General features: G+C 61.0%; 16 protein-coding genes. 6 read left to right on the forward strand and 10 right to left on the reverse strand.

Translation table 11 applies throughout. The features are described 5' to 3' along the window. Positions 1-3: 3 nt before the first annotated feature. Genes D8U60_RS04460 through D8U60_RS04470 form a run of 3 tightly spaced genes read right to left on the reverse strand, consistent with a single transcriptional unit; the run spans position 4 to position 1,770 of the window. Entirely contained in the window at positions 4-279 is a 276-nt protein-coding gene (locus D8U60_RS04460; protein WP_122699832.1) for a phosphopantetheine-binding protein, read from the reverse strand. Beyond that, positions 257-1,069, reverse strand: a complete 813-nt coding sequence (locus D8U60_RS04465) for a lysophospholipid acyltransferase family protein (protein WP_016772024.1) — start codon at positions 1,067-1,069, stop codon at positions 257-259. The genes D8U60_RS04460 and D8U60_RS04465 overlap by 23 nt, the downstream gene beginning before the upstream one ends. After that, the gene (locus D8U60_RS04470) at positions 1,045-1,770 is read right to left on the reverse strand and encodes a beta-ketoacyl synthase chain length factor (protein WP_130899559.1); all 726 of its coding nucleotides are present in this window, start codon (positions 1,768-1,770) and stop codon (positions 1,045-1,047) included. Before D8U60_RS04470 ends, D8U60_RS04465 begins: the two co-directional genes overlap by 25 nt. Before the next feature lie 356 nt (positions 1,771-2,126). Between D8U60_RS04470 and D8U60_RS04475 the strand changes: the two genes are divergently transcribed. Next, positions 2,127-2,897: a ParA family protein gene (locus D8U60_RS04475; protein ID WP_016772022.1), complete on the forward strand. Its 771-nt coding sequence runs from the start codon at positions 2,127-2,129 to the stop codon at positions 2,895-2,897. 129 nt (positions 2,898-3,026) lie between these two features. Here D8U60_RS04475 and trxC read toward each other — a convergent pair whose 3' ends face one another. Continuing rightward, positions 3,027-3,461, reverse strand: a complete 435-nt coding sequence (gene trxC, locus D8U60_RS04480; RefSeq protein ID WP_122611051.1) for a thioredoxin TrxC — start codon at positions 3,459-3,461, stop codon at positions 3,027-3,029. A gap of 236 nt (positions 3,462-3,697) precedes the next feature. On the opposite strand from trxC, the gene D8U60_RS04485 reads away from it, so the two are divergent. Together D8U60_RS04485 and D8U60_RS04490 are read left to right on the forward strand one after the other, a co-directional pair. Continuing rightward, on the forward strand, positions 3,698-3,967 hold the full coding sequence (locus D8U60_RS04485; RefSeq protein WP_008077592.1) for a hypothetical protein: 270 nt from the start codon (positions 3,698-3,700) through the stop codon (positions 3,965-3,967). Further along, the gene (locus D8U60_RS04490; RefSeq protein WP_122881224.1) at positions 3,967-4,329 is read left to right on the forward strand and encodes a type II toxin-antitoxin system PemK/MazF family toxin; all 363 of its coding nucleotides are present in this window, start codon (positions 3,967-3,969) and stop codon (positions 4,327-4,329) included. Before D8U60_RS04485 ends, D8U60_RS04490 begins: the two co-directional genes overlap by 1 nt. A 5-nt stretch (positions 4,330-4,334) precedes the next feature. Here the strand turns inward: D8U60_RS04490 and selO are convergent, their stop codons facing one another. From selO to D8U60_RS04510, 4 genes are all read right to left on the reverse strand, one after another. Beyond that, positions 4,335-5,798 carry a protein adenylyltransferase SelO gene (gene selO, locus D8U60_RS04495; protein WP_130899560.1) on the reverse strand — a complete coding sequence of 488 codons (1,464 nt, stop codon included), beginning with the start codon at positions 5,796-5,798 and terminating at the stop codon, positions 4,335-4,337. 48 nt (positions 5,799-5,846) lie between these two features. After that, positions 5,847-9,200, reverse strand: a complete 3,354-nt coding sequence (gene mscK / locus D8U60_RS04500) for a mechanosensitive channel MscK (RefSeq protein ID WP_130899561.1) — start codon at positions 9,198-9,200, stop codon at positions 5,847-5,849. A gap of 34 nt (positions 9,201-9,234) precedes the next feature. Further along, positions 9,235-10,977, reverse strand: coding sequence for a potassium/proton antiporter (locus D8U60_RS04505; protein WP_024011302.1), 1,743 nt, complete (start codon positions 10,975-10,977; stop codon positions 9,235-9,237). A 294-nt stretch (positions 10,978-11,271) separates the two neighbouring features. Continuing rightward, entirely contained in the window at positions 11,272-12,897 is a 1,626-nt protein-coding gene (locus D8U60_RS04510; protein ID WP_122611047.1) for a methyl-accepting chemotaxis protein, read from the reverse strand. A gap of 277 nt (positions 12,898-13,174) precedes the next feature. On the opposite strand from D8U60_RS04510, the gene D8U60_RS04515 reads away from it, so the two are divergent. From D8U60_RS04515 to D8U60_RS04525, 3 genes are all read left to right on the forward strand, one after another. Beyond that, positions 13,175-13,405, forward strand: coding sequence for a hypothetical protein (locus tag D8U60_RS04515; RefSeq protein ID WP_016772015.1), 231 nt, complete (start codon positions 13,175-13,177; stop codon positions 13,403-13,405). Next, entirely contained in the window at positions 13,402-13,704 is a 303-nt protein-coding gene (locus D8U60_RS04520; protein ID WP_039756738.1) for a cell division protein ZapA, read from the forward strand. The genes D8U60_RS04515 and D8U60_RS04520 overlap by 4 nt, the downstream gene beginning before the upstream one ends. Positions 13,705-13,803: 99 nt before the next feature. Beyond that, complete coding sequence (locus D8U60_RS04525) at positions 13,804-15,741, forward strand: methyl-accepting chemotaxis protein (RefSeq protein ID WP_130899562.1); 1,938 nt, start codon at positions 13,804-13,806, stop codon at positions 15,739-15,741. 91 nt (positions 15,742-15,832) lie between these two features. Here D8U60_RS04525 and D8U60_RS04530 read toward each other — a convergent pair whose 3' ends face one another. Beyond that, positions 15,833-17,635, reverse strand: a complete 1,803-nt coding sequence (locus D8U60_RS04530; RefSeq protein WP_130899563.1) for an acyl-CoA dehydrogenase — start codon at positions 17,633-17,635, stop codon at positions 15,833-15,835. Between the two features lie 179 nt (positions 17,636-17,814). Beyond that, positions 17,815-21,768, reverse strand: coding sequence for a trifunctional transcriptional regulator/proline dehydrogenase/L-glutamate gamma-semialdehyde dehydrogenase (putA, locus tag D8U60_RS04535; RefSeq protein WP_130899564.1), 3,954 nt, complete (start codon positions 21,766-21,768; stop codon positions 17,815-17,817). Positions 21,769-22,011 lie beyond the last annotated feature (243 nt).

Genomic DNA, 22,011 nt, shown 5'->3' on the forward strand with positions numbered 1-22,011 from the left:
GTCTCAAGCTGCCTGTTTTGCCGTGACGAATGCCGCAAGGCTGGCCACGTCGGTGAAATGGTTGCGGGTGTCTTTGGCATCGGCGTCGATCTTGATGCCGTATTTTTTCTGGATCGCCAGGCCCAGTTCGAGCGCGTCCACGGAGTCCAGGCCGAGGCCTTCGCCGAACAATGTCTGCTCGTCGCCGATGTCCTCGGGGCTGATGTCTTCGAGGCCCAAGGCGTCGATGATCAGCAGTTTGATGTCACGCATCAGGCTAGCGGTGTTCTGATCGCTCATCTGCGGCGAGCTCCTTAATGAAATAGTCATGCAAATAATCGTTGAGCTTGCGCGAGGCCTGCGGTGCGGGGCCTTGCGCGGCGAAGGTCTGTGGGTCTATATCGGCCCCCACGCGAAAACTGAAGTGCACGCGGCGATGGGGGATGCGATACCACGGCTCGGCTTTGGTCAGGGTGGTCGGGCTGACCTTGATGATCACCGGGGTAACGATTTTCGCACCGCGCAGGGCAATCGCCGCCGCGCCCCGATGAAAGGCCGGCGCCTGCCCCGGCTGGGTGCGCGTGCCTTCGGGGAAGATGATCAGGGTCTGGCCGTCCTGCAACGACTGCGCGGCTGCGTCGAGCATATCCATGCTGCCGTCGTTGCTGATGTACTCGGTACGGCGCAGCGGGCCACGGGTGAACGGGTTTTCCCAGAGGGTTTTCTTCACTACGCAATTGGCGTGGCGCACCAGACCGATGAGAAACACCACATCGATCAGCGACGGGTGGTTGGCGATGATCATCTGCCCTGGCCGACCGAGGCGCTCGGCACCCTCGATGTCGTAAGTGAGCACGCCGGTGCGGGCCATGAAACGCACGAAAAACCAGAACAAGCGACTGACCGTACGCCGCGCGCGCAGGCGATGGACCAGCGCGTCACCGGGCAGGCAGCCGAGCAGCGGAAATACCAGCAGGCGCAGACACAGCCCGCCGAGCCCGAACAAGGCGAAGCTCGCAGCAGTGGCCAGCAGGCGCCAGTAGTAGGCGTCGCGGTGTTTGGCGGTCACGGGTTGCGATGCCAGGTCCATACACGATTTTTCCACGCATGTTGGCAGTCAGTTTGCTGGCCGAGCAGGGTTCGCAGCAGGTTGAGCGCGTGCGGCCAGTGCGCCTTGGACCGGGTTTCGGTGCTGCTGTTCAGGGTCAGCCGCCAGTCGGTACCGGGTGTGAGCAATAAACCCAGCGCGTAAGGGAACGGCACGTCATCGACCCATTGCGAGTACGCCTCGGGCGGTTGTTCTTCGGTGATCACCAGCAGCACCGCCGGGGCGCCTTCATCAAGCAATGCCGCCGCTTCGAGCATGCCGTGTTCAAGGCCATCGCCAGCCGCCGCGAGGGCGGTCATTTCGCTGGTTTCACCGCGCATGATCGACCACAAACCGATGATCGCGTTATGCACTGAAAGGCTGAATTGGGTCGGCGACAAGGGCTGTTCGGTGGCCAGATCGCGGAGGATTTCAAACGTGCGTGGGGTTTCGCCGTGCCGCGAGACGAACACCAGCGGCAGATGGTCCCGGCCTTCGGCCAGCGGCCAGCCAACGCTGAAGGCCATCCGCGCCAGGCGGCTGAGGCGACGGCGTTGCATGGCCGGCAGAAACGACACATCGGGCGCGGCATCACTGCTCTGCAGCACGACCGGTTGTCGGCTCCAGGCCTGCCAGGCGTCCACGCTGTCGAGCCCCGGGGCCCACGCGCGCCATTGGGCGATGTTGAAGTTGATCACGGACATTCATCCCGCCCCTGCGGGCTTTCGTTGACGCGTTGAGTCGCCAGCGCCGCAGCAGGCTTGGCTTGGCGCAGGGCGCCGGGTGGCGCGCATTATCCCGGTGCGACGGGTGTGTAGCAAATGTTGGTTACATTTTGCCCAACAAAATGTACCGAGCGGTTCGCTGCATGGCTATCACTTGGCCATTATCCAGATTTGACGCGGCGTGTCTGTCAGGTGTCTCTGGGATGGCTGGCGGTTTTTTCCATGCCTGGGCGTCGATTTTTACACCTGACGACGTAGTCCATGTCGGTGAAGGTAGCGAAGCGCAGTCACCGCCAACTACACTCGGTCATTCTTTGATACACGGAGGTTTGGTCATGCGGCGCGTGGTGTTCAATCAGAAAGGTGGCGTGGGCAAATCCAGCATCGCCTGCAATCTGGCGGCGGTCAGCGCCAGCGAGGGTTATCGCACGTTGTTGGTCGACCTCGATGCCCAGGCCAATTCCACTCAGTATCTGACCGGGCTCACCGGCGACGATATCCCGATGGGCATCGCCGATTTCTTCAAACAGACGCTGTCGTCCGGGCCGTTCTCGAAAAAGAATCAGGCGGACATCTACGAAACCCCGTTCGATAACCTGCACATCATTACTGCCACCGCCGAGCTGGCCGACCTGCAGCCCAAGCTCGAGGCGAAACACAAGATCAACAAGCTGCGCAAGTTGCTCGACGAATTGTCCGAGGACTACGACCGGATTTATCTGGATACCCCGCCGGCACTGAATTTTTATGCGGTATCGGCGCTGATTGCCGCGGATCGCGTGTTGATTCCCTTTGACTGCGACAGCTTTTCACGTCAGGCCCTGTACGGACTGATCGCCGAGATCGAGGAATTGAAGGACGACCACAACGAAGGGTTGGAAGTCGAAGGTATCGTGGTCAATCAGTTTCAGGCGCGGGCCAGCCTGCCGCAGCAGATTCTCGACGAGTTGATCGCCGAAGGCTTGCCGGTATTGCCGGTGTACCTGAGCAGTTCGGTGCGCATGCGCGAGTCACACCAGGCCAGCATGCCGCTGATCCACCTCGATCCACGGCACAAGCTGACCCAGCAGTTTGTGGAACTACACAATCTGCTGGAAGACCACTGATTTCCCACTCACACGCAAATCCTGTGGGAGCGAGCCAGCTCGCGAAGAGGCCGGCACATTCAAAATCGGCGCTGAATGATCGACCGCCTTCGCGAGCAGGCTCGCTCCCACAGGGTGGTCTGTGTTGGGTCAGATGCCTTGGCTACGCAGCCACGCCATCAACTGCGGCAATGGCAACGCACCGCTCTGCCGCGCCACTTCCCTGCCGTTTTTAAACAGAATCAGACTCGGAATCGAGCGAATCCCCAACTGCGCCGACAACTGCTGGTTCGCCTCGCTGTCGAGCTTGGCCAGCCGACACTTGCCCGCCAACTGCGCCGCAGCCTGCTCAAACACCGGCGCGAACGACTTGCACGGCCCGCACCAGTCCGCCCAGACATCCACCAGTAACGGCAGATCGCCCTTGATCTGACTGGCGTAATCGCCTTGTTTGAGTTCGAAGGGTTTGCTCAACAGCACCGCAGACTTGCAGCGCCCGCATTTGGGCTGGTCAGCCAGGCGCTCGGCGGGGATGCGGTTGAGGCCGTTGCAGGAGGGGCAGGGGATGAGGAGTGGGGTGGTCATGATTGGTTCTCTGATAGGCAGTCTATAGAACTGATTTGGAGTCGATCTGCCAACTTATCAATGTCGCAACTGCTCACATTTTTCTCAAAACCGTTCCGGGATCGATGGCTAGTCTGAAGACCAATTCGGCGTTTTACGCTTGTCGTGAGAAGATCGCTTTGTCTTTATCTGCGTGCTACTTTTGTTGCACTAATCCAGGAGTCGATGATTCCTATGCATCAAATCGGAGCGACATAATGTCCGTAACTTCCAAGATACGCCGCCAAGGCGGCGCTGCCGTCATTACGATTCCGCCCACGCTTTTAAAGTTGTTGCATCTGGAGGTTGGCGCACAGCTAGAGCTGAATGTGGTCGATGGCGAACTGATTGCTCGTCCAGCCGTAGCCGCTACGCGTAAGCGTTATAGTTTGTCAGAGCTACTCGAAGGCGCAGAAGAATTGCAGAAACTTAACGCCCAGACTAGCGAGACCCTTGAAGGTGATTCTGTCGGCCGGGAGCTGGGTTGATGGTGCGCCGACAGCCCCCTCAGCGGGGTGACGTTTACTGGATTGATCCAAACCCAGTGGCGGGGCGGGAGATGATGAACAGACATCGCTTTGTGGTGATCACGCCCAGAGAGATCAACGCATTGGGCGTGAGCATGACGGTGCCTGTTACTGGCGGTGGGAATTTCAGCCGGAATATGGGTTTGGCGGTCGCCATTACTGGCCACGAAACCAATGGTGTAGCGGTGTGTAATCAGGTTCGCAGTTTTGACATAGAACAACGGGTACGAGACGGCACGGCCAAATTCATCGAGCGACTGGATGACGTGACAATGTCTGACATCGTCGACCGTGTAATCAGTGCAATCGACCCGCTAAGCTGAAGCGCCTACGAAGAACAACTGATCTCCAAATGCTTTCCCCACTCCGGCGGTCGCTCGGCGTAACTTTCCATTCCCGGCTGCTCATCGAACGGTCTGCTCAGCACCGCATGCAGTCGGCGTACCTCGGCATAATCCCCTTGTTCCGCCGCATCAATAGCCTTTTGCGCCAGATAATTGCGCAGGATGTACAGCGGATTGACGGCATGCATCCGTGCGCGGCGTTGTGCCTGATCGGCATTGCCGTCGCGGCCGACCCGGGCGACGTAGCGTTCGCCCCAGGCATCGAAACCTTTGATATCGACAAAATCGTCGCGCAGGCGGGCGATGGCCTGTTCGGCTGACTCTTCACCGAGGCGGCGGAAGAACAGCGTGTAGTCGACGCCGCTGTTCTGCATCAGTTGCAGCAGGTTTTCCAGCAGTTGCTGATCGTCGTCCTCGGCGGTGGTGAAGCCGAAGCGGCGGCGCATCAGGTCGAGGTAGTGCGCCTGGAACAGCGGCAGGTACAAGCCGAGGGTTTCCCGCAGGGCCTCGACGCTGATGAACGGCGTCAGTGCCTGGGCGAGGGCGCTGAGGTTCCACTGGCCCACCGGCACCTGATTGCTGAACGAGTAGCGGCCCTGATCATCGGAGTGATTGCAGATGAAATGCGCGTCGAAGTCATCGAGGAAGGCGAACGGGCCGAAGTCGAAGGTGATGCCGAGGATCGACATGTTGTCGGTATTCATTACGCCGTGGCAGAAGCCATAAGCCTGCCACTTGGCGATCAGCTCGGCGTTGCGCTCGACGATCTCGCGAAACATCGCCAGATACGGTTCAGGTTGTTCGAGGCATTCGGGGAAATGCATCGCCAGCACATGCTCACCGAGCTGTTTCTGCTGCTCGGGGCGCTTGGTGTAGTAGAAATATTCGAAGTGGCCGAAGCGGATATGGCTCGGCGCCAGACGCAGCACCATCGCCGCGCGTTCCTGCTTTTCCCGCCAGACCGGCGTGTCGGAGCCAATCACGCAGGCGGCCCGTGAAGACGGGATGTTCAGCGCGTACAGCGCTTCGGAAGCGAGAAACTCGCGAATTGATGAGCGCAGCACCGCGCGGCCATCGCCCATGCGCGAAAAGGGCGTCTGTCCGGCGCCCTTGAGGTGCAGGTCCCAATGCTCGCCGGCGTTGTTGTACACCTCGCCCAGCAGCAGGCCGCGCCCGTCGCCCAGTTGCGGGGTATAACCGCCGAACTGATGGCCGGAATACACCATCGCCCGTGGCTCGGCGTCGGCCCACAGCTTGTGGCCGCCAAACAGTTGCGCGAATTCTTCGGTTTCGGCGCTGGCCGCATCGAGATCAAGCAAGGCCAGAGCGGCCGGGCTGGCGACCACCAGACGCGGATTGTCGATCGGTTCGGGCAGCACGTGCGCGGAGAACGCGTCGCCCAGGCGGGCAAAGCGGTTGTCGAAAGTCAGTTCGTCGAGGGCTTTCACGGGCCGGCTCCAGCAGAATGTCCGAGCATTCTGCTGGGACCATGTCGGTTAGTCGAGTTTGCTCGGTGGCGGTTCCTGCGACGGTTTCTGCCCGTCGACGATCGGCACGATGGTTTTGTTCTCGGGTTCCACAGGCACCATCTTGTATTCCTGGCCGTGCAGGTTCTTCAGATAAACCTCCATCTGCCGGAACGAGATGTTGATGTGCTGCTTCTTGAACTCGCGATTGATGAAGCGGTTGACCTCATCCAGCACCGGGTTGCGGTCACCGAGATCGCGCACATGCATGCGCAGTTCGTGGTCGAGGGTACTTTCGCCGAAGTTGAGGAAGTACACGTGCGGCTCAGGTTCTTTGAGCACACGCGGGTTCTCCCGGGCCGCTTTGAGCAGCAGTTCCTTGACCAGGTCCAGATCCGAACCGTAATCGACGCCGAGTTTCAGCGTGACGCGGGTGATGGTGTCGGTCAGCGACCAGTTGATCAGTTGCCCGGTGATGAACGTCTTGTTCGGGACAATGATGTCCTTGCGGTCAAAATCCGTGATGGTCGTGGCGCGGATGCGGATCTTGCTCACCGTGCCCGAGAGGTTGCCGATGGTGATGGTGTCGCCGATTCGCACCGGGCGTTCGAAGAGGATCATGATGCCGGAGATGAAGTTGGCGAAGATCTCCTGCATACCGAAACCGAGGCCCACCGACAGCGCCGCCACCAGCCACTGCAACTTGTCCCAACTGACGCCGAGGGTCGACAGGGTGGTGACGAAACCAACGCCGGCAATCACGTAGGACAGCAGCGTGGTTGTTGCATAAGCGCTGCCCTGGGCCAGATTGAGCTTGGACAGCACGAACACTTCGAGCAGGCCGGGCAAGTTGCGCGCCAGCGCGAAGGTGATGCCGATGATGATCAGCGCGCCGAGCATGTCGCCGATGCTGATCGGCACCATGCTCATGTTGGCGCCGGTGCCGCTGGTGTATTCGTAAAGGGTGATGTTGTCCAGATACGAGAACACCGAAATCAGGTCCGACCAGACCCAGTACAGCGCCGCGATGAAACCGCCGAGCAGGGCCAGGCGGATCAGGCGCAGGGACTGTTCGTTGACCTTTTCGATGTCCAGGGTCGGCTCTTCGATCACCGCTTCGCCGTCGCCAGCCTCTTTCGCCGCCTGCCGTTTGGCCAGCGCGCGCTGGTAAGCCAGACGCCGCGCGGCAACGCTCAGGCCACGCACGAAGGTGGCCTCGATCACCAGCCAGAACATCAGCAGGTACAGGGTATTGATCAAGCGGTCGCTGAGTTTCAGCGCGGTGTAGTAGTAGCCGAAGCACACCGCGACAAACAGCGCGATCGGCAGCAGGGTGAACATCACCCCAACGGCTTTGCGGAACAGCGAAGCGTTCTGGTGCGTCGGGCTGCTGATCAGCAGGCGACTGAGCAGCCACGCCATCAAGGCGTAGCAGGTCAGCACCACCGGCATGCCGAGCACGTCATCGGCCAGCGCCGCTGGTTGCAGCTCGGCGACGGCTACCACGGCGACCAGCGCCATTACTACCAGGCCGAGTCGACGCACCCAGCCCTGAAGGAACTCGACTTGCGGTTTTTCCCAGCGGAAGTGCAATTCCGCCACGCCACCCGGCGCAAGAATCCGGTATGCGGTGTAGAACACCAGCCAGGCCTGGCCCATCTGCAACAGCGCCGCGCCCATATTGGCGTTCTGCCCGCGCGCGTCGATCTGCAGGGCCAGGCCGCACAGCGCCAGACCCAGCGCCACCGGCATTGCCAACAGGATGTTGATCAGAATCGCCTGCGGCGTGTGCCACTGGCTGTCGCGCTTGAAGTGGCCGATGTCCTGGTGAACCTTGTTGAGTCTTCCGTACAGCGCCTTGCGTCGCCACAACAGGGCGCCGATCAGCAGCGCCAATGGCAGGAACAGCAGCGGGCGCTGGGTCAGGCCGTCAGTCAGTTCGCTCAGGCTCGACGCCCAGGGCAGGGTGTTGACCTGCCGCTCCAGGCGCTCGGGCACACCGCGCATCCATTCCACGTCCAGCGGTTTGTTGCTGGGGATCCAGAACATCTGTTCGTCGAGGGTCGCGCGCAGGCTTTGCGCGGTGCTCAGCAATTGTTTCTGGTTGAGCTGCAGGGTGATCGATTCGTTGAGCATCGCGCTCAACTCGCGGTTCAGCCGCTCGAGCAGATCAGCGCGGGTGTTGGCCAGATCGAGCAGGCTCTTGCGCAACTGCGGGGTGACCTGCTCCGGCGGCTGCGTGGCCAGCAGATTGTCGACGTAGGTCGCCGGGTTGCTCAGCAGCTCCCGCTGCTGGCTGACATCAAACTGATACAGGCGAATATCGGCAATCTGGTCGGCGAGGTCGCGGTCGACCTTCAAGTGCGGCAGCGCCTGCTTCTGTTTATAGAGGATTTTCGACAGCAGCAGGCTGCCCTTGAGCACGTTGATTTGCTCGTCCAGCGCCGAATCGCTCTGGGTCAGGGTGTCGAGTTGCTGTTTGGTCTGCAGGTTCTGCTGCGTGACTTCGTTGAGACGGTCGGTGCTCTTGAGCAAATAGTCGGAAAGCTTGAGGTTGGTCGCGCTCTCGCTCGCCAGCAGGCTGCTGCCGCCGGCCTTCTGCGCTTCGATCGATTGCTGGGTAACGGTTTCCTGCGACTGCGCCAGACGTTTCTGGTTGATCAGGGTTTGCAGTTCCTGGATCTCGCGGTCGAGGCGATCGGATTTCTCCGAGAGCAAATCGTGCTGGGCATTGCCCAGATCCTGCAACTGGGTGTTGCCGGCCAGTTCCTGGCGGCGCAGTGGAATCAGCGCATTGAGTGCGGCGAGTTCGGCGTTCAACTGGTCGCGCTGTTCGGCGGTGACCGTTTTGCCGGTGTCCTTGCCGGATTTGAGGATGGTGTTGATCTGCTGGATGCGCGTCTGGCTGGCGGAAATCTCCGCCTGAGCGCGCTCGGGGCGAGTCTGCGCGGTGATGATCAGGCTGTTGGCTTCGGCCAGGGCTTTTTGCAGATCGCTCTGCTGGGTCGAGCGATCGGTAAGGATCTGCTCCAGTTGCTGAATCGACTCCTTCGGAAAACGCTGCGCGACCGGCACCGGTGCGGTGGCCTTGAGGCGGCTGAGTTCGCGGGTATTTTCAATCGTCTGCTTCGGCGCGTTGGCCAGCTGACGCTTGAGATCGATCAGTTTCTGCTCGTAATCACGCTGGTTGTTCAGCTGATTGAGGGTGTTCTGCAGCACGGTCTGCAGGGTCTTCTTGTCGGCGTCCGGCAGTTTGCTGTCGGCCAGCTTGTCGAGGCTGGCCTGCACGGCATCGCTGGACGGTGGTTCGGCAGCATGCAGCGGGCCGACGACAAGACTGAGGCCCAGCAGGGCCGCGGCGAAAAAGGAGCGCAGGGTAGGCATAGAGACCGGTCAAGCAAGTGAGAGTGGGAGCAGTTTAGAGGAAGAGTCCGGGGCCCGGGCGACTTCCTTCGGGGAATCTGACGCCCACTTTGCCGATCTTGTTCCCGTCCATGACCGCCACCGTCCAGTGGGTGTTGTTCCACTCCACCTGGTCGCCGACGATGGGGGCACCCCCGACTTTTTGCGCGATGAACGCGCCCAGAGTCATGTCCGGATCGATGCCTTCGGCCGGCAAGCCATACAGCGCTGCAACCGCTTTAAGCTGGGCGTCTCCTTCGAGCACGAAGTCGCCGAAGAAACGCAGATCGAGGCCGCGTTGCGGTGCCTGGCTGAACAGTTTGCCGAGGGCCGGCAAGTTGTGTTCATGGCCAATAACACACAGCAAATCATCGACTTCCAGCACCGTACTACCCGACGGATGGAGCAGTTGCTGACCACGAAACAGCGCCGCGATGCGTGTGCCTTCGGGCATTTTCAGCTCACGCAGGGGCGAACCGATGCACCATTTCTCCGCGCCGAGCTTGTAAACGAACAGTTCCCACTCGCTGGTGACGTGCACTTCCAGTGCCGCCCGGGAAATCGGCGCGGGTTCCGGCGGCACCGTCACCTTGAGCAGCTTGGCCACCCACGGCAGGCTCGTGCCCTGCACCAGCAGCGACACCAACACGATGAAGAACGCCAGATTGAAATACAACTGCGCTTGCGGCAGCCCGGCCATCAGCGGGAATACCGCGAGAATGATCGGCACCGCGCCGCGCAGGCCGACCCAGGAAATAAAGGCTTTTTCGCGACCGTGAAAGGCCTTGAACGGCAGCAGGCCGACCATCACCGACAGCGGCCGCGCGAACAGAATCATCCACAGCGCCAGACCGAGGGCGGGCAGGGCGATCGGCAGCAGATCGTGGGGCGTGACCAGCAGGCCCAGCACCAGGAACATGCCGATCTGCGCCAGCCAGGCCATGCCGTCGAGCATGTGCAGAATGCCGTGGCGGCTACGCACCGGGCGGTTGCCGATCACCAGACCGCACAGGTACACGGCGAGGAAACCACTGCCGTGCAAGGCGTTGGTCAGCGCGAACACCACCAGACCGCCAGCAATGATCAGGATCGGATAGAGCCCGGCGGCGAGATTGATGCGGTTGACCAGTTGCAGCATCACCCAGCCGCCGCCCAGACCGATCACGCCACCGATGCCGAACTCGCGGATCAGGTGGGTCAGCAGGCTCCAGTGCAGGCCGGTTTCGCCGCTGGCGAGCATGTCGATCAGGGTCACGGTGAGAAACACCGCCATCGGGTCGTTGCTGCCGGATTCGATTTCCAGACTGGCGCTGACCCGTTCGTTGAGGCCTTTACCGCCGAGCAGCGAGAACACCGCAGCGGCGTCGGTCGAGCCGACGATGGCGCCGATCAGCAGGCCCTGAATCAGATTGAGGTCGAACAGCCACGCAGCGGCCATGCCGGTCAGCCCGGTGGTGATCAACACCCCGACCGTGGCCAGCGACAGCGCCGGCCATAACGCCACGCGGAAACTCGACACTCGCGTACGCAAGCCGCCGTCGAGCAGGATCACTGCCAGGGCGAGGTTGCCGACCAGATAGGCCGTCGGGTAGTTATCGAAAATGATCCCGCCACCATCGACCCCGGCCGCCATGCCGACCGCGAGAATGATGACCAGAATCGGAATGCCGAGACGTGAAGAAAGAGAACTGACAAGAATGCTTGCGCCTACCAGCAACGCGCCGATCAAGAACAGGCTGTTGATGGTCGTCGCATTCAAAGGCAGTACTCCGGAAGCGTAAAGACGAGGCACAAACTGACCATGCAGTCTGCGTGCCAGCGATTCTAACCTGTTGAAATGTGATGCTGTCAAAAAGCTTTTGTGCAGAATCACTCTGGAAATGCGGCGAGTGATGACTGTGGCGAGGGGATTCATCCCCGTTCGGCGGCGCAGCCGTCGTAAAACCGCTGTACGCGGATCCTTAAAGGGAACCGCATACGCTGCTTTTGGGGCGGCTTCGCCACCCAACGGGGATAAATCCCCTCACCACAGGGGAAGCTCCAGCGAGGAGTGTTACAGGCTGAACCGCCCAACCATGTTGTTCAAATCCAGCGCCAGGCGCGACAGCTCATTGCTCGCCGCGCTGGTCTGATTGGCGCCGGTTGCCGACTGCACCGACAGATCGCGGATATTGACCAGGTTGCGATCGACTTCCCGCGCCACCTGCGCCTGCTCTTCGGCAGCGCTGGCGATGACCAGGTTGCGCTCGTTGATTTCGACGATGGCGCTGTTGATGGTGTCCAGCGACATCCCGGCGCCACGGGCGATATTCAAGGTCGATTCGGCGCGCTCGGTGCTGTTGCGCATCGAATCCACGGCGTGTTCGGTGCCGCTCTGGATGCTGCCGATCATGCGTTCGATTTCGCTGGTCGACTGCTGGGTGCGATGGGCCAGGGCGCGCACTTCGTCGGCCACCACGGCAAAACCACGACCGGCCTCACCGGCACGGGCCGCTTCGATTGCTGCGTTCAATGCCAGCAGGTTGGTCTGATCGGCGAGGCCACGAATCACGTCGAGCACCTTGCCGATGTCGCGGGATTCATTGGCCAGGTCGCCGATCAAGGACGCGGTGCTCTGCACATCGGCGCTCATGCGTTCGATGGCGCTGACGGTTTCCTGCACCAGATCACGGCCGTCGCCCGCCGAAGTGGTGGCGTTTTTCGAGGCTTCCGAAGTGCTGACCGCGTTGCGCGCGACTTCTTCGACGGCGCTGGTCATCTCATTGACCGCAGTGGCGGCCTGCTCGATTTCGTTGTTCTGCTGGGTCAGGCCGCGAGCACTTTCATCGGTGACGCTGTTCAGCTCTTCCGCAGCAGACGCAAGCTGTGTGGCCGAACCGGAGATGCGCTGCAGGGTGTCGCGCAGCTTCGATTGCATCTTCGCCATCGCCGCCAGCAGGCGCCCGGCTTCATCTTGGCCATCGACATGGATCGGCTGGGTCAGGTTGCCTTCGGCGATCGTTTCCGCCGCCTCGAGTGCCTTGGAAATCGGCTTGGTAATGCTCACGGTCAGCAACCAGGCGAACAGCAGGGTCAGGCCGCTGGCGATCACCAGCAGGGTCACCACCAGATTGAACGACAGCGAGTACTGATCCTTCGCACCCTGATCAGTCTCGGCGATCTGCTGGGTGTTGATCTCCAGCAAGCGCGCCAGCGCGGTGTTCACCGCTTCCGAATTGCTCAGCAAATCGCTGTTGAGCATCTGTTGCAACTCGGCGATCTGGTTGTTGCGCGACAGGGTTTTCATGCGCTCTTCAAGCTGACGGTACTGCGCCAGCAACTGCACGTACTGATCGTACGCCGCACGCTCCTGCGGGCCTTCGATCAGTGGCTCGTATGCGCGTTGCGCATCGGCGATCTGGCGATTGCGCAGGTCGAACAGTTCGATGGTTTTCTGCTGCACGTCGGGTTCGCGATTGATCAGCAAACGATAGGACAGCACGCGCAGGCGCAGGGTCAGTTGGGTGAATTCGTCCAGAGCCTTGATCGACGGCACGCTGGCGGTAGCGATGTCTTCGCCGGCCGCGCGGATCTTGCTCATCTGGTTCAGCGCAAACACGCCGAGGATCAACATCAGGCCGCCGATCAGGGCGAAGCCGGTGAACGCCCGTGGGGCGATATTCATATTGCGAAGGGACATGGGCGGATACCGAAAAGGGCCGCATCCATGCGGGCTGAGACTGCTGTATGGGTGACTTATCGGTCATACGACTAAAGTCTTGAGGTGGTGTGCGTATTTGTCGCAGACAGGCTTGAGCGACGAAGTGCAGGAACCAGATCGATCAATCACAGTCTTTTAAACTCGCGAGAAGCTTCGCCACCCAGGAAAATCAAGGCCTTGCGCCGGTTTAACCCTGGCATCCGTGGTGACTTTTCTTTATCGTACGCGCCCTTTGAAAAACGCTTGGAAGATCAAAATGTTGGAAGCATCCCTCAGCCAATTGGAACAGCTCGTCAGCGACCTGGTGCAACAGAACCAGACCTTGCTGCAGACCAACCAGACCCTGTCCACGGAACTGGCCCAGGCCAAGGATGAAAACGAAAACCTGCAACTGAACCTGATGGAACAGGAAGAAAAACACGGCGCCACCGCCGCGCGCATTCAGGCGCTGGTTGATCGCGTCAATGCCGGTCCTGTCAGCGCATGAACCACGGCACAGCAGGGGTAAAAGTCATCTCCATTCTCGGCGAGGACTATTCGATCAAGGCACCGGCCGGGGAAGAACAGACCCTGCTGGACGCGGCGATGATGCTCAAGGCAGCGCTGGAAGACACCAAGCGCAAATACCCGACGCTGATCGGCGACCGTTTGCTGGTGCTCGCGGCGATGAATCTATGCTCGCAGCAGATCGAAATGAAAAAGCAGCACAAAGAAGAACTCGAGCGTTATCAAGAGCAAGTCAGCGCCACGGTCGAGACGATTGCCAAGACCATCAGTCAGGGCTGATGAGGTTGCGCACAACCAGGGAATAGATTGTCGGTTGGCATGTATACAATCGGCACGGCTGTTGCAGTGTTTCGGCCACTTATTCCTTGGGGGTGCTCCATGCAGTGGTGGCGACGCAGTATTCAGTGGCAGTTGATTCTCGGCATGGGCGCGGCCCTGCTGATCAGCATCGTGATTGTGGTTGGCATTTATACCCTGGTGGTCAACCGCCTCGCCCAGAGCTATCTGGTCGAACAAGCGCTGCCGTCGAGTATCGAAGCGACGCGCAACGATATCGAACGCATCCTCGTGCAGCCGCTCACCGCCGCCAAGGACATCGCCAGCAACACCATGGTGCGTGACTGGCTGGCGACAGGCGAGGACAGCAGCAAAACTGCGCTCTTCGCGCAGTATCTGGAAGGCATCCGCGCCGAACACAAGGCCTTCACTGCGCTGATTATCGGCACCGAATCCAATCACTACATCACTGAAAAAGGCCTGGACCGCACCCTCAGTCGCGCGAAACCGGCCGACGCCTGGTTCTATTCCTTTCTCGACAGCAATCAGCCGCGCACGCTGAATATCGACAACGACGGCGCCACGGGCGAGCTGGCCTTGTTCATCGATCTGAAGGTCGAGCAGGCCGGCAAAGTCGTCGGTGTCGCCGGGCTGGGGCTGAGCATGAAAGAGCTGTCGGAGCTGATCCACAACTTCAGTTTCGGTGAACGCGGCAAGGTCTATCTCGTGCGTTCCGACGGTTTGATTCAGGTCCATCCTGAGGCGCAGTTCAGCGGTAAACGCACCTTGACCGAGCAGATCGGCGCCAATGCGGCGCAAGCGCTGATGGGGCACAAGGAGGCGGTCAACAGTAGCTTCCAGCGCGACGGTGAAGACTTCCTCGCCTTCAGCCTGCCGCTGCGCGATCTCGGCTGGACGCTGGTGGCCGAAGTGCCGCAGTCGCAGATCTACGCCGAAGCACGGAAAGCGATGTGGATGAGTGGCGGCATCGGTCTGGTGGTGGCGCTGGTCTGCCTGGCGTTGGTGGTGTGGCTGGCGCAGGGGCTGGTACGACCGATTCGACAAGTAACACGGGCGCTGGTGGCCATCGGTAGCGGTGGTGGAGATTTGACTCACCGGTTAGATTCCAGCCGTGCCGATGAGCTGGGCGACCTCGCGCGCGGCTTCAACCGTTTCCTCGACAGCCAGCGCGCGATGATCGGTGAAGTGCTGACCACCAGCGAGCGCCTGCGCACGGCCGTGGGGCAAGTGGCGACGGTGGTGGACAACACCGCCGAGCGTTCCGGCCGGCAGCAGGAAATGACCGACATGGTAGCCACCGCCGTCCACGAAATGGGCCTGACCGTGCAGGAAATCGCGCAGAACGCTGGCAACGCCGCGCTTGCCTCGCAAACCGCGCGCGATGAGGCGTTGCAGGCACGGGAAGTGGTCGGTGGCTCGATCCGTCATATCGAAAGCATGTCCGATGAGATCGGCGTGGCGGCAGGGGCGGTGGGTGAGCTGGCGCAGCAAGTGGCGTCGATCGATTCGGTGCTGGCGGTGATTCGTGGCGTTTCCGAACAGACCAATCTGCTGGCACTCAACGCCGCCATCGAAGCCGCCCGCGCTGGCGACATGGGCCGTGGCTTCGCGGTGGTCGCCGATGAAGTGCGCACCCTCGCGCGCAGGACCCAGGCCTCGACCGATGAGATCCAGCTGATGATCGGCAGCCTCAAGCAAGGCGCGGAGAACGCCGTGTCTTCGATGCGCACCGGCCAATCCGCGACCGGCACCGGGGTTGAATCGAGCCAGCGCACCGGTGCGTCGCTGACGGCGATCACCGGCCAGGTCGAGCGCATCAGCGATATGAACCATCAGGTGGCGACGGCAACCGAAGAGCAGTCCGCGGTGACTGAAGAGATCAACCGCAACGTGCAGGGGATTTCCGATCTGGCACGGGCGACGGCGGGGGAGGTCAGGGCTTGTCGCGAAGACTGCCAGATGTTGCAGAAACTGGCGGATGATCTGGCGCGGCAGATGGGTGGGTTCAAGTTGAGCTAAAGGATCAAGATCAAAAGATCGCAGCCTTCGGCAGCTCCTACATTGGAATGCGTTTCCTGTAGGAGCTGCCGAAGGCTGCGATCTTTTGCTTTTAGAACCACGCGTCCTGCATCGCCAGACACGTATCATCCCGCGCCTCCAGCAAGTCCAGCTCATGCTGGCAACCCGGCACTTCCCATGTCAGGAAATACCGCGCCGCCTGCAACTTGCCCTTATAGAAGTTGACATCCGCCGCATTCCCTTTGGCCAGGCCTTCCTCGGCGCGGATCGCCTGCTCCAGCCAGCGCCAGCCGATCACTGCGTGACCGAACACTTTCAGGTACAGCGCCGAGTTCGCCAGGCTGCTGTTGACCTTGCCTTGGGCCAGATCGGTGAGCAGGCCGATGGTCACTGTTTGCAGGCGGGCAACGAGTTTTTCCAGCGGTTCGCGCAGGGTGGTCAACGAATCGTACGCAGTGGCACGTTCGGCCGTGTTGGCGATCAATCGAATCAGCTGCTTGAGACCGGCGCCACCGTTCTGCGCCAGTTTGCGCCCAAGCAAATCCAGCGACTGGATGCCGTGGGTGCCTTCGTGGATCGGGTTCAGGCGGTTGTCGCGGTAGTACTGCTCCACGGGGTACTCACGGGTGTAGCCGTGGCCGCCAAGAATCTGGATCGCCAGTTCGTTGGCTTTGAGGCAGAACTCCGAAGGCCAGGATTTGACGATCGGCGTCAGCAGGTCCAACAGCTCATGAGCCTGTTTGCGTTCGGTTTCGGTTTCCAGCGTGGTGGTGTCATCGAACAAACGCGCGGCATACAGGCCGAGGTCAAAAGCCCCTTCGACGTAGGATTTCTGCGTCAGCAACATGCGTCTGACATCGGCGTGCTGAATGATCGCCACCGGCGCCGTCGTCGGATCCTTGCTGTCCGGTACGCGACCCTGCGGCCGCTCACGCGCATACTCCAGTGAATACAGGTAACCGGCATAGCCGAGCATCACCGCGCCCATGCCGACGCCGATTCGTGCTTCGTTCATCATCTGGAACATGTAGCTCAAACCATGGTGCGGTTTGCCTACCAGATAGCCGACGCACTCGCCGTTATCGCCGAAGTTAAGCGCCGTCGATGTGGTGCCGCGCCAGCCCATCTTGTGAAACAAGCCGGCGAGCAGCACATCGTTGCGCTGGCCGAGGCTGCCGTCGTCGTTGACCAGAAACTTCGGCACGATAAACAGCGAAATACCTTTCACCCCCGGCGGGGCGTCGGGCAGTTTGGCCAGAACCATGTGCACGATGTTTTCCGACAGCGGATGATCGCCGCCGGAAATGAAAATCTTGTTGCCCTTCAGGCGATAGGTGCCGTCGGATGCAGGCTCGGCGCGGGTGCGGATATCCGACAGTGACGAACCGGCATGCGGCTCGGTCAGGGCCATGGTGCCGAAGAAACGTCCGTCGATCATAGGTTGCAGGAAGCGCTGTTTCTGCTCTTCGCTGCCAAAGCTCTCGATCAGATTGGCCGCGCCCATGGTCAGGAACGGGTATGAGGTCGATGCTGCGTTGGCGGACTGAAAGTGCGCGAAGCAGGCTTGCGACAGCAGGGTCGGCAATTGCATGCCGCCGGCCTCGAAGCTGCGTGCGGCGTTGAGGAAGCCGGCCTCGAGAAAGGCATCCACCGCCGGTTTCACTTCGGGAATCAGAATGGCCTGGCCATCTTCATAGCGCGGCTCGTTTTCATCGCCCTTGCGGTTGTGCGGGGCGAAATACTTTTCGGCGATGTTGCGCGCGGTGCCGATTGCGGCGTCGAAGGTCTCGCGATTGTGCTCGGCAAAGCGCTCGCGCCGGGTCAGGCCCTCGGCATCGAGGACTTCGTACAGCTCGAAAGCCAGATTGCGGGAACTGAGCAGCGTCTCGGACATGGCGGCCTACCTTAAAGAAAGTATGCCGCAGTCTAGGTAGGCCCATAAAAATGGGGAAGGAAGATAGATAAGGGTGATGGGGCGGCACAAGCCGCAAGCTTCAAGCTTCAAGCTGCAAGTAAGAGCAGTTGGCTTCTACTTGCAGCTTGCAGCTTGCAGCTTGCAGCTTGTAGCTGCTTTTATCCGATCGTCATCAAGCTGGCATTACCCCCCGCCGCAGCGGTGTTGACGCTCAATGCCCGTTCGATCACCAGACGCTCCAGGGCAATGTTGGTCTCGCCCTGAGACAGGCCCTGAACGCCAACGATCGCGCCGCCACGCTGGGCGATCTGCTGGCAGACGCCGCGCAACTGGTCGGAGTGGCCGTGATGCAGCACGGCATCGAACACCACTTCGTCCTTGTTCCAGTCGGCAACACGCTTGATCCGCGCCTGGACTGCCTTCGGCAGACGGGCGAACAACGCCTTGCTCAGCTCGGTTTCCGGCCACACTGCCGAACCGCCCACTGCCAGCACCGCCGCCAGTTGCGTCAGCAGATCACCTTCAACTTCCGCCAGGCACAGCACGTGCTCGCGCGGCAGGATCGCGTAGCTGTTTTTCTCGCCGGTCGGGCCAGCCAGCACGCGGGTGATGCCGCTCTGCGATTGCGCTGCGTATTGCACGCACAGGGTGCTCAGGTCGGCGAACTTGTTGTTGTCGGCCCAGGCTTTCAGCGCGTTCAACGATTGGCTCATGGCATCGCGCAAGCGCACGTCCGGGGCGACGATGGCGTCACCGCGAGCGAAGGATTGCTCGATTGCGTCGCTAGGGCGCGTCGACAGCAGGCGGTACAGATACAGCGGGCCGCCGGCTTTCGGGCCAGTACCCGAGAGGCCTTCGCCGCCGAATGGCTGCACGCCGACCACGGCACCGACGATGTTGCGGTTGACGTAGACGTTACCGGCGTTGACGTTGTCGATCACCTTGGCGATGGTCTCGTCGATGCGCGTGTGCACGCCCAGCGTCAGGCCGTAACCGGAGGCGTTGATCTGGCCGATCAGTTGGTCCAGCTCTTTGCGCTTGTAGCGCACCACGTGCAGTACCGGGCCGAAGATTTCGCGTTGCAGTTCGTCGAAGCTTTCCAGCTCGATCAGGGTCGGCATGACGAAGGTGCCGCGCTTGACCTCTTCGCTGTCGGCAATCGCCACCTGGTAAACATTGCGACCTTTGTCGCGCATGCCTTGGATGTGCTTGTCGATGCCGGCCTTGGCTTCGGCGTCGATCACCGGGCCGATGTCCACGGACAGACGCTCGGGGTTGCCGAGACGGCTTTCAGCCATGGCACCTTTGAGCATTTCGATGACGCGATCGGCGGAATCTTCCTGCAGGCACAGCACGCGCAGTGCCGAGCAACGCTGGCCGGCGCTGTCGAAGGCCGACGACACCACGTCGATCACCACTTGTTCAGTCAGTGCCGAGGAATCGACGATCATCGCGTTCTGGCCACCGGTTTCGGCGATCAGCGGAATCGGACGGCCCTGACTGTCGAGACGGCCAGCGATGTTGCGTTGCAGCAAGCGCGCGACTTCGGTGGAACCGGTGAACATCACGCCTTTGACGCGTTCGTCACCGACCAGACCGGCGCCGACGGTTTCACCACGGCCCGGCAGCAGTTGCAGCACGCCTTCCGGGATGCCGGCTTCGAGCATCAGGCGCACGGCTTGAGCGGCGACCAGCGGAGTCTGCTCGGCCGGTTTGGCCAGTACCGGGTTACCGGCGGCCAATGCCGCAGCGACCTGGCCGCTGAAGATTGCCAGCGGGAAGTTCCACGGGCTGATGCACACCACCGGACCGAGTGGGCGGTGGGCGTCATTGCTGAAATCGTTGCGCGCCTGCACTGCGTAGTAACGCAGGAAGTCGACGGCTTCGCGGACTTCGGCGATGGCGTTGGCGTAGGTCTTGCCGGCTTCGCGAGCCAACAGGCCCATCAGCGGCTGGATCTCGCCTTCCATCAAGTCAGCGGCACGTTCCAGGATCGCAGCACGTTCGGCCGGCGGGGTGGCCTGCCAGATCGGCGCGGCGTTCAGCGCGCATTGAATGGCGTTGTCGACGTCTTCGACGGTAGCTTCTTGAACGTGACCGACCACATCGCGGTGATCGGACGGGTTCAGAACGGCAACCGGCGTTTCGTTGCTGGAGGCGCAACCGAGCATCGGCGCGGCTTTCCAGTCGTTGTGTGCAGTGGCGAGCAGGGCGCAGGACAGCGAGGCCAGACGATGTTCGTTAGCCATGTCGATGCCGCTGGAGTTGGCGCGCTCGGCACCGTACAGATCACGCGGCAGCGGAATGCGCGGGTGCGGCAGGCCGAAACCGCCTTCCACGGTGGCCATCTGCTCGATCTGTGCCACCGGATCGGCCACCAGTTCCTGAATCGAAATCGACTGGTCGGCGATGCGGTTGACGAACGAAGTGTTCGCGCCGTTTTCCAGCAAGCGACGTACGAGGTAAGCCAGCAGGGTTTCGTGAGTGCCGACCGGTGCGTACACGCGGCACGGACGGTTCAGCTTGCCCTCGGAAACCTTGCCGACAACCTGCTCGTAGAGCGGTTCGCCCATGCCGTGCAGGCACTGGAATTCGTACTGGCCCGGGTAATAGTTCTGACCGGCGATGTGGTAAATGGCCGACAGGGTGTGGGCGTTGTGCGTGGCGAATTGCGGGTAGATGACTTCCGGCACCGACAGCAGTTTGCGTGCGCAAGCAATGTAGGAAACGTCGGTGTACACCTTGCGGGTGTAGACCGGATAGCCTTCCAGACCTTCGACCTGGGCGCGCTTGATTTCGCTGTCCCAGTACGCGCCTTTCACCAGGCGGATCATCAGGCGATGACGGCTGCGGCGAGCCAGATCAATCACGTAGTCGATCACGTACGGGCAACGCTTCTGGTAAGCCTGGATGACGAAACCGATGCCGTTCCAGCCGGTCAGTTGCGGCTCGAAGCACAGACGCTCGAGCAGATCCAGCGACAGCTCGAGGCGGTCGGCTTCTTCGGCGTCGATATTCAGGCCGATGTCGTATTGCTTGGCCAGCAGGGTCAGCGACAGCAGACGCGGGTACAGCTCGTCCATCACCCGCTCGTACTGCGCACGGCTGTAGCGCGGGTGCAGTGCCGAGAGCTTGATGGAAATGCCCGGGCCTTCATAAATCCCACGGCCGTGGGACGCTTTGCCGATCGAATGGATCGCTTGTTCGTACGACGCCAGGTATTTCTGCGCGTCGACTTCGGTGAGTGCCGCTTCACCGAGCATGTCGTAGGAATAGCGGAAGCCCTTGGCTTCGAACTTGCTCGCATTGGCCAGTGCTTCGGCGATGGTTTCGCCGGTGACAAACTGCTCGCCCATCAGGCGCATGGCCATGTCGACGCCCTTGCGGATCATCGGCTCGCCGCTCTTGCCGATGATGCGGCTCAGCGACGAGGTCAGGCCGGCTTCGTTGTGGGTGGAAACCAGCTTGCCAGTCAGCAGCAGGCCCCAGGTCGCAGCGTTGACGAACAGCGAAGGGCTGTTGCCCAGGTGCGGATGCCAGTTGCCGGTGCTGATCTTGTCGCGGATCAGCGCATCGCGGGTGCCTTTGTCCGGGATGCGCAGCAGCGCTTCGGCCAGGCACATCAGCGCCACGCCTTCCTGGGACGACAGGGAGAATTCCTGCAACAGACCCTGAACAATGCCCGCACGACCGCCGGCACTTTTCTGGTTACGCAGTTTTTCGGCGATGGTCGCGGCGAGTTTGTTGGTGGCTTCGGCCATCGGTGCCGGCAGGCGCGCCTGCTCGATCAGCATCGGCACCACTTCCGGCTCAGGGCGGCGGTAGGCGGCGGTGATCGAAGCACGCAGAACCGATTGCGGCAGGATGCTTTCAGCGAATTCGAGGAAGCATTGGTGAGCGTGATCGGTCTGCACTTCGCCTGCGTCATCGGCGTCTTTGGCGGTCAAACCGTTCAACTCGGTCAGGGTTGCACCACCCTCGAGTTTTTCCAGGTAATTGAAAATTGCCTGCTTGATCAGCCAGTGCGGCGTGCGATCAATCGAGGTTGCGGCAGCCTTCAGGCGCTCGCGGGTCGGGTCATCGAGTTTGACCCCAAGGGTGGTGGTAGCCATATTTTTATCCTCATGGTTGCCACAGTTGCGTGGCATCAGCTGGCCGCAAGATTAGCCGTGCGTTGAATGAGGTGCAACCGGGTGCAACCCTTTTTTTGCCGGAATAATACGCAGCTCGTCAGGAAATAATTTCTGGTACGAAAGTGCTGCTCCTGCTTGGTGCTTTTGCTTCTAGCAAAGAGCCATGACTGCCACAAAAGGGAGCAAAAACGGGGCGATCGTCGATTAATTCGACTGGGTGCA

This window comes from Pseudomonas sp. Sample_11 (assembly GCF_004307505.1).
Taxonomy (GTDB): Bacteria; Pseudomonadota; Gammaproteobacteria; order Pseudomonadales; family Pseudomonadaceae; genus Aquipseudomonas; species Aquipseudomonas atacamensis.

Excerpts from the sequence above, each read along its gene's own strand:
- D8U60_RS04515 (WP_016772015.1), top strand. The coding sequence starts at position 13,175 with ATGTTGGAAGCATCCCTCAGCCAATTGGAACAGCTCGTCAGCGACCTG.
- D8U60_RS04530 (WP_130899563.1), bottom strand. The coding sequence starts at position 17,635 with ATGTCCGAGACGCTGCTCAGTTCCCGCAATCTGGCTTTCGAGCTGTAC.
- D8U60_RS04465 (WP_016772024.1), bottom strand. The coding sequence starts at position 1,069 with ATGGACCTGGCATCGCAACCCGTGACCGCCAAACACCGCGACGCCTAC.
- D8U60_RS04485 (WP_008077592.1), top strand. The coding sequence starts at position 3,698 with ATGTCCGTAACTTCCAAGATACGCCGCCAAGGCGGCGCTGCCGTCATT.
- D8U60_RS04520 (WP_039756738.1), top strand. The coding sequence starts at position 13,402 with ATGAACCACGGCACAGCAGGGGTAAAAGTCATCTCCATTCTCGGCGAG.
- putA (WP_130899564.1), bottom strand. The coding sequence starts at position 21,768 with ATGGCTACCACCACCCTTGGGGTCAAACTCGATGACCCGACCCGCGAG.
- D8U60_RS04460 (WP_122699832.1), bottom strand. The coding sequence starts at position 279 with ATGAGCGATCAGAACACCGCTAGCCTGATGCGTGACATCAAACTGCTG.
- D8U60_RS04510 (WP_122611047.1), bottom strand. The coding sequence starts at position 12,897 with ATGTCCCTTCGCAATATGAATATCGCCCCACGGGCGTTCACCGGCTTC.
- D8U60_RS04470 (WP_130899559.1), bottom strand. The coding sequence starts at position 1,770 with ATGTCCGTGATCAACTTCAACATCGCCCAATGGCGCGCGTGGGCCCCG.
- mscK (WP_130899561.1), bottom strand. The coding sequence starts at position 9,200 with ATGCCTACCCTGCGCTCCTTTTTCGCCGCGGCCCTGCTGGGCCTCAGT.
- trxC (WP_122611051.1), bottom strand. The coding sequence starts at position 3,461 with ATGACCACCCCACTCCTCATCCCCTGCCCCTCCTGCAACGGCCTCAAC.
- D8U60_RS04475 (WP_016772022.1), top strand. The coding sequence starts at position 2,127 with ATGCGGCGCGTGGTGTTCAATCAGAAAGGTGGCGTGGGCAAATCCAGC.
- D8U60_RS04525 (WP_130899562.1), top strand. The coding sequence starts at position 13,804 with ATGCAGTGGTGGCGACGCAGTATTCAGTGGCAGTTGATTCTCGGCATG.
- D8U60_RS04490 (WP_122881224.1), top strand. The coding sequence starts at position 3,967 with ATGGTGCGCCGACAGCCCCCTCAGCGGGGTGACGTTTACTGGATTGAT.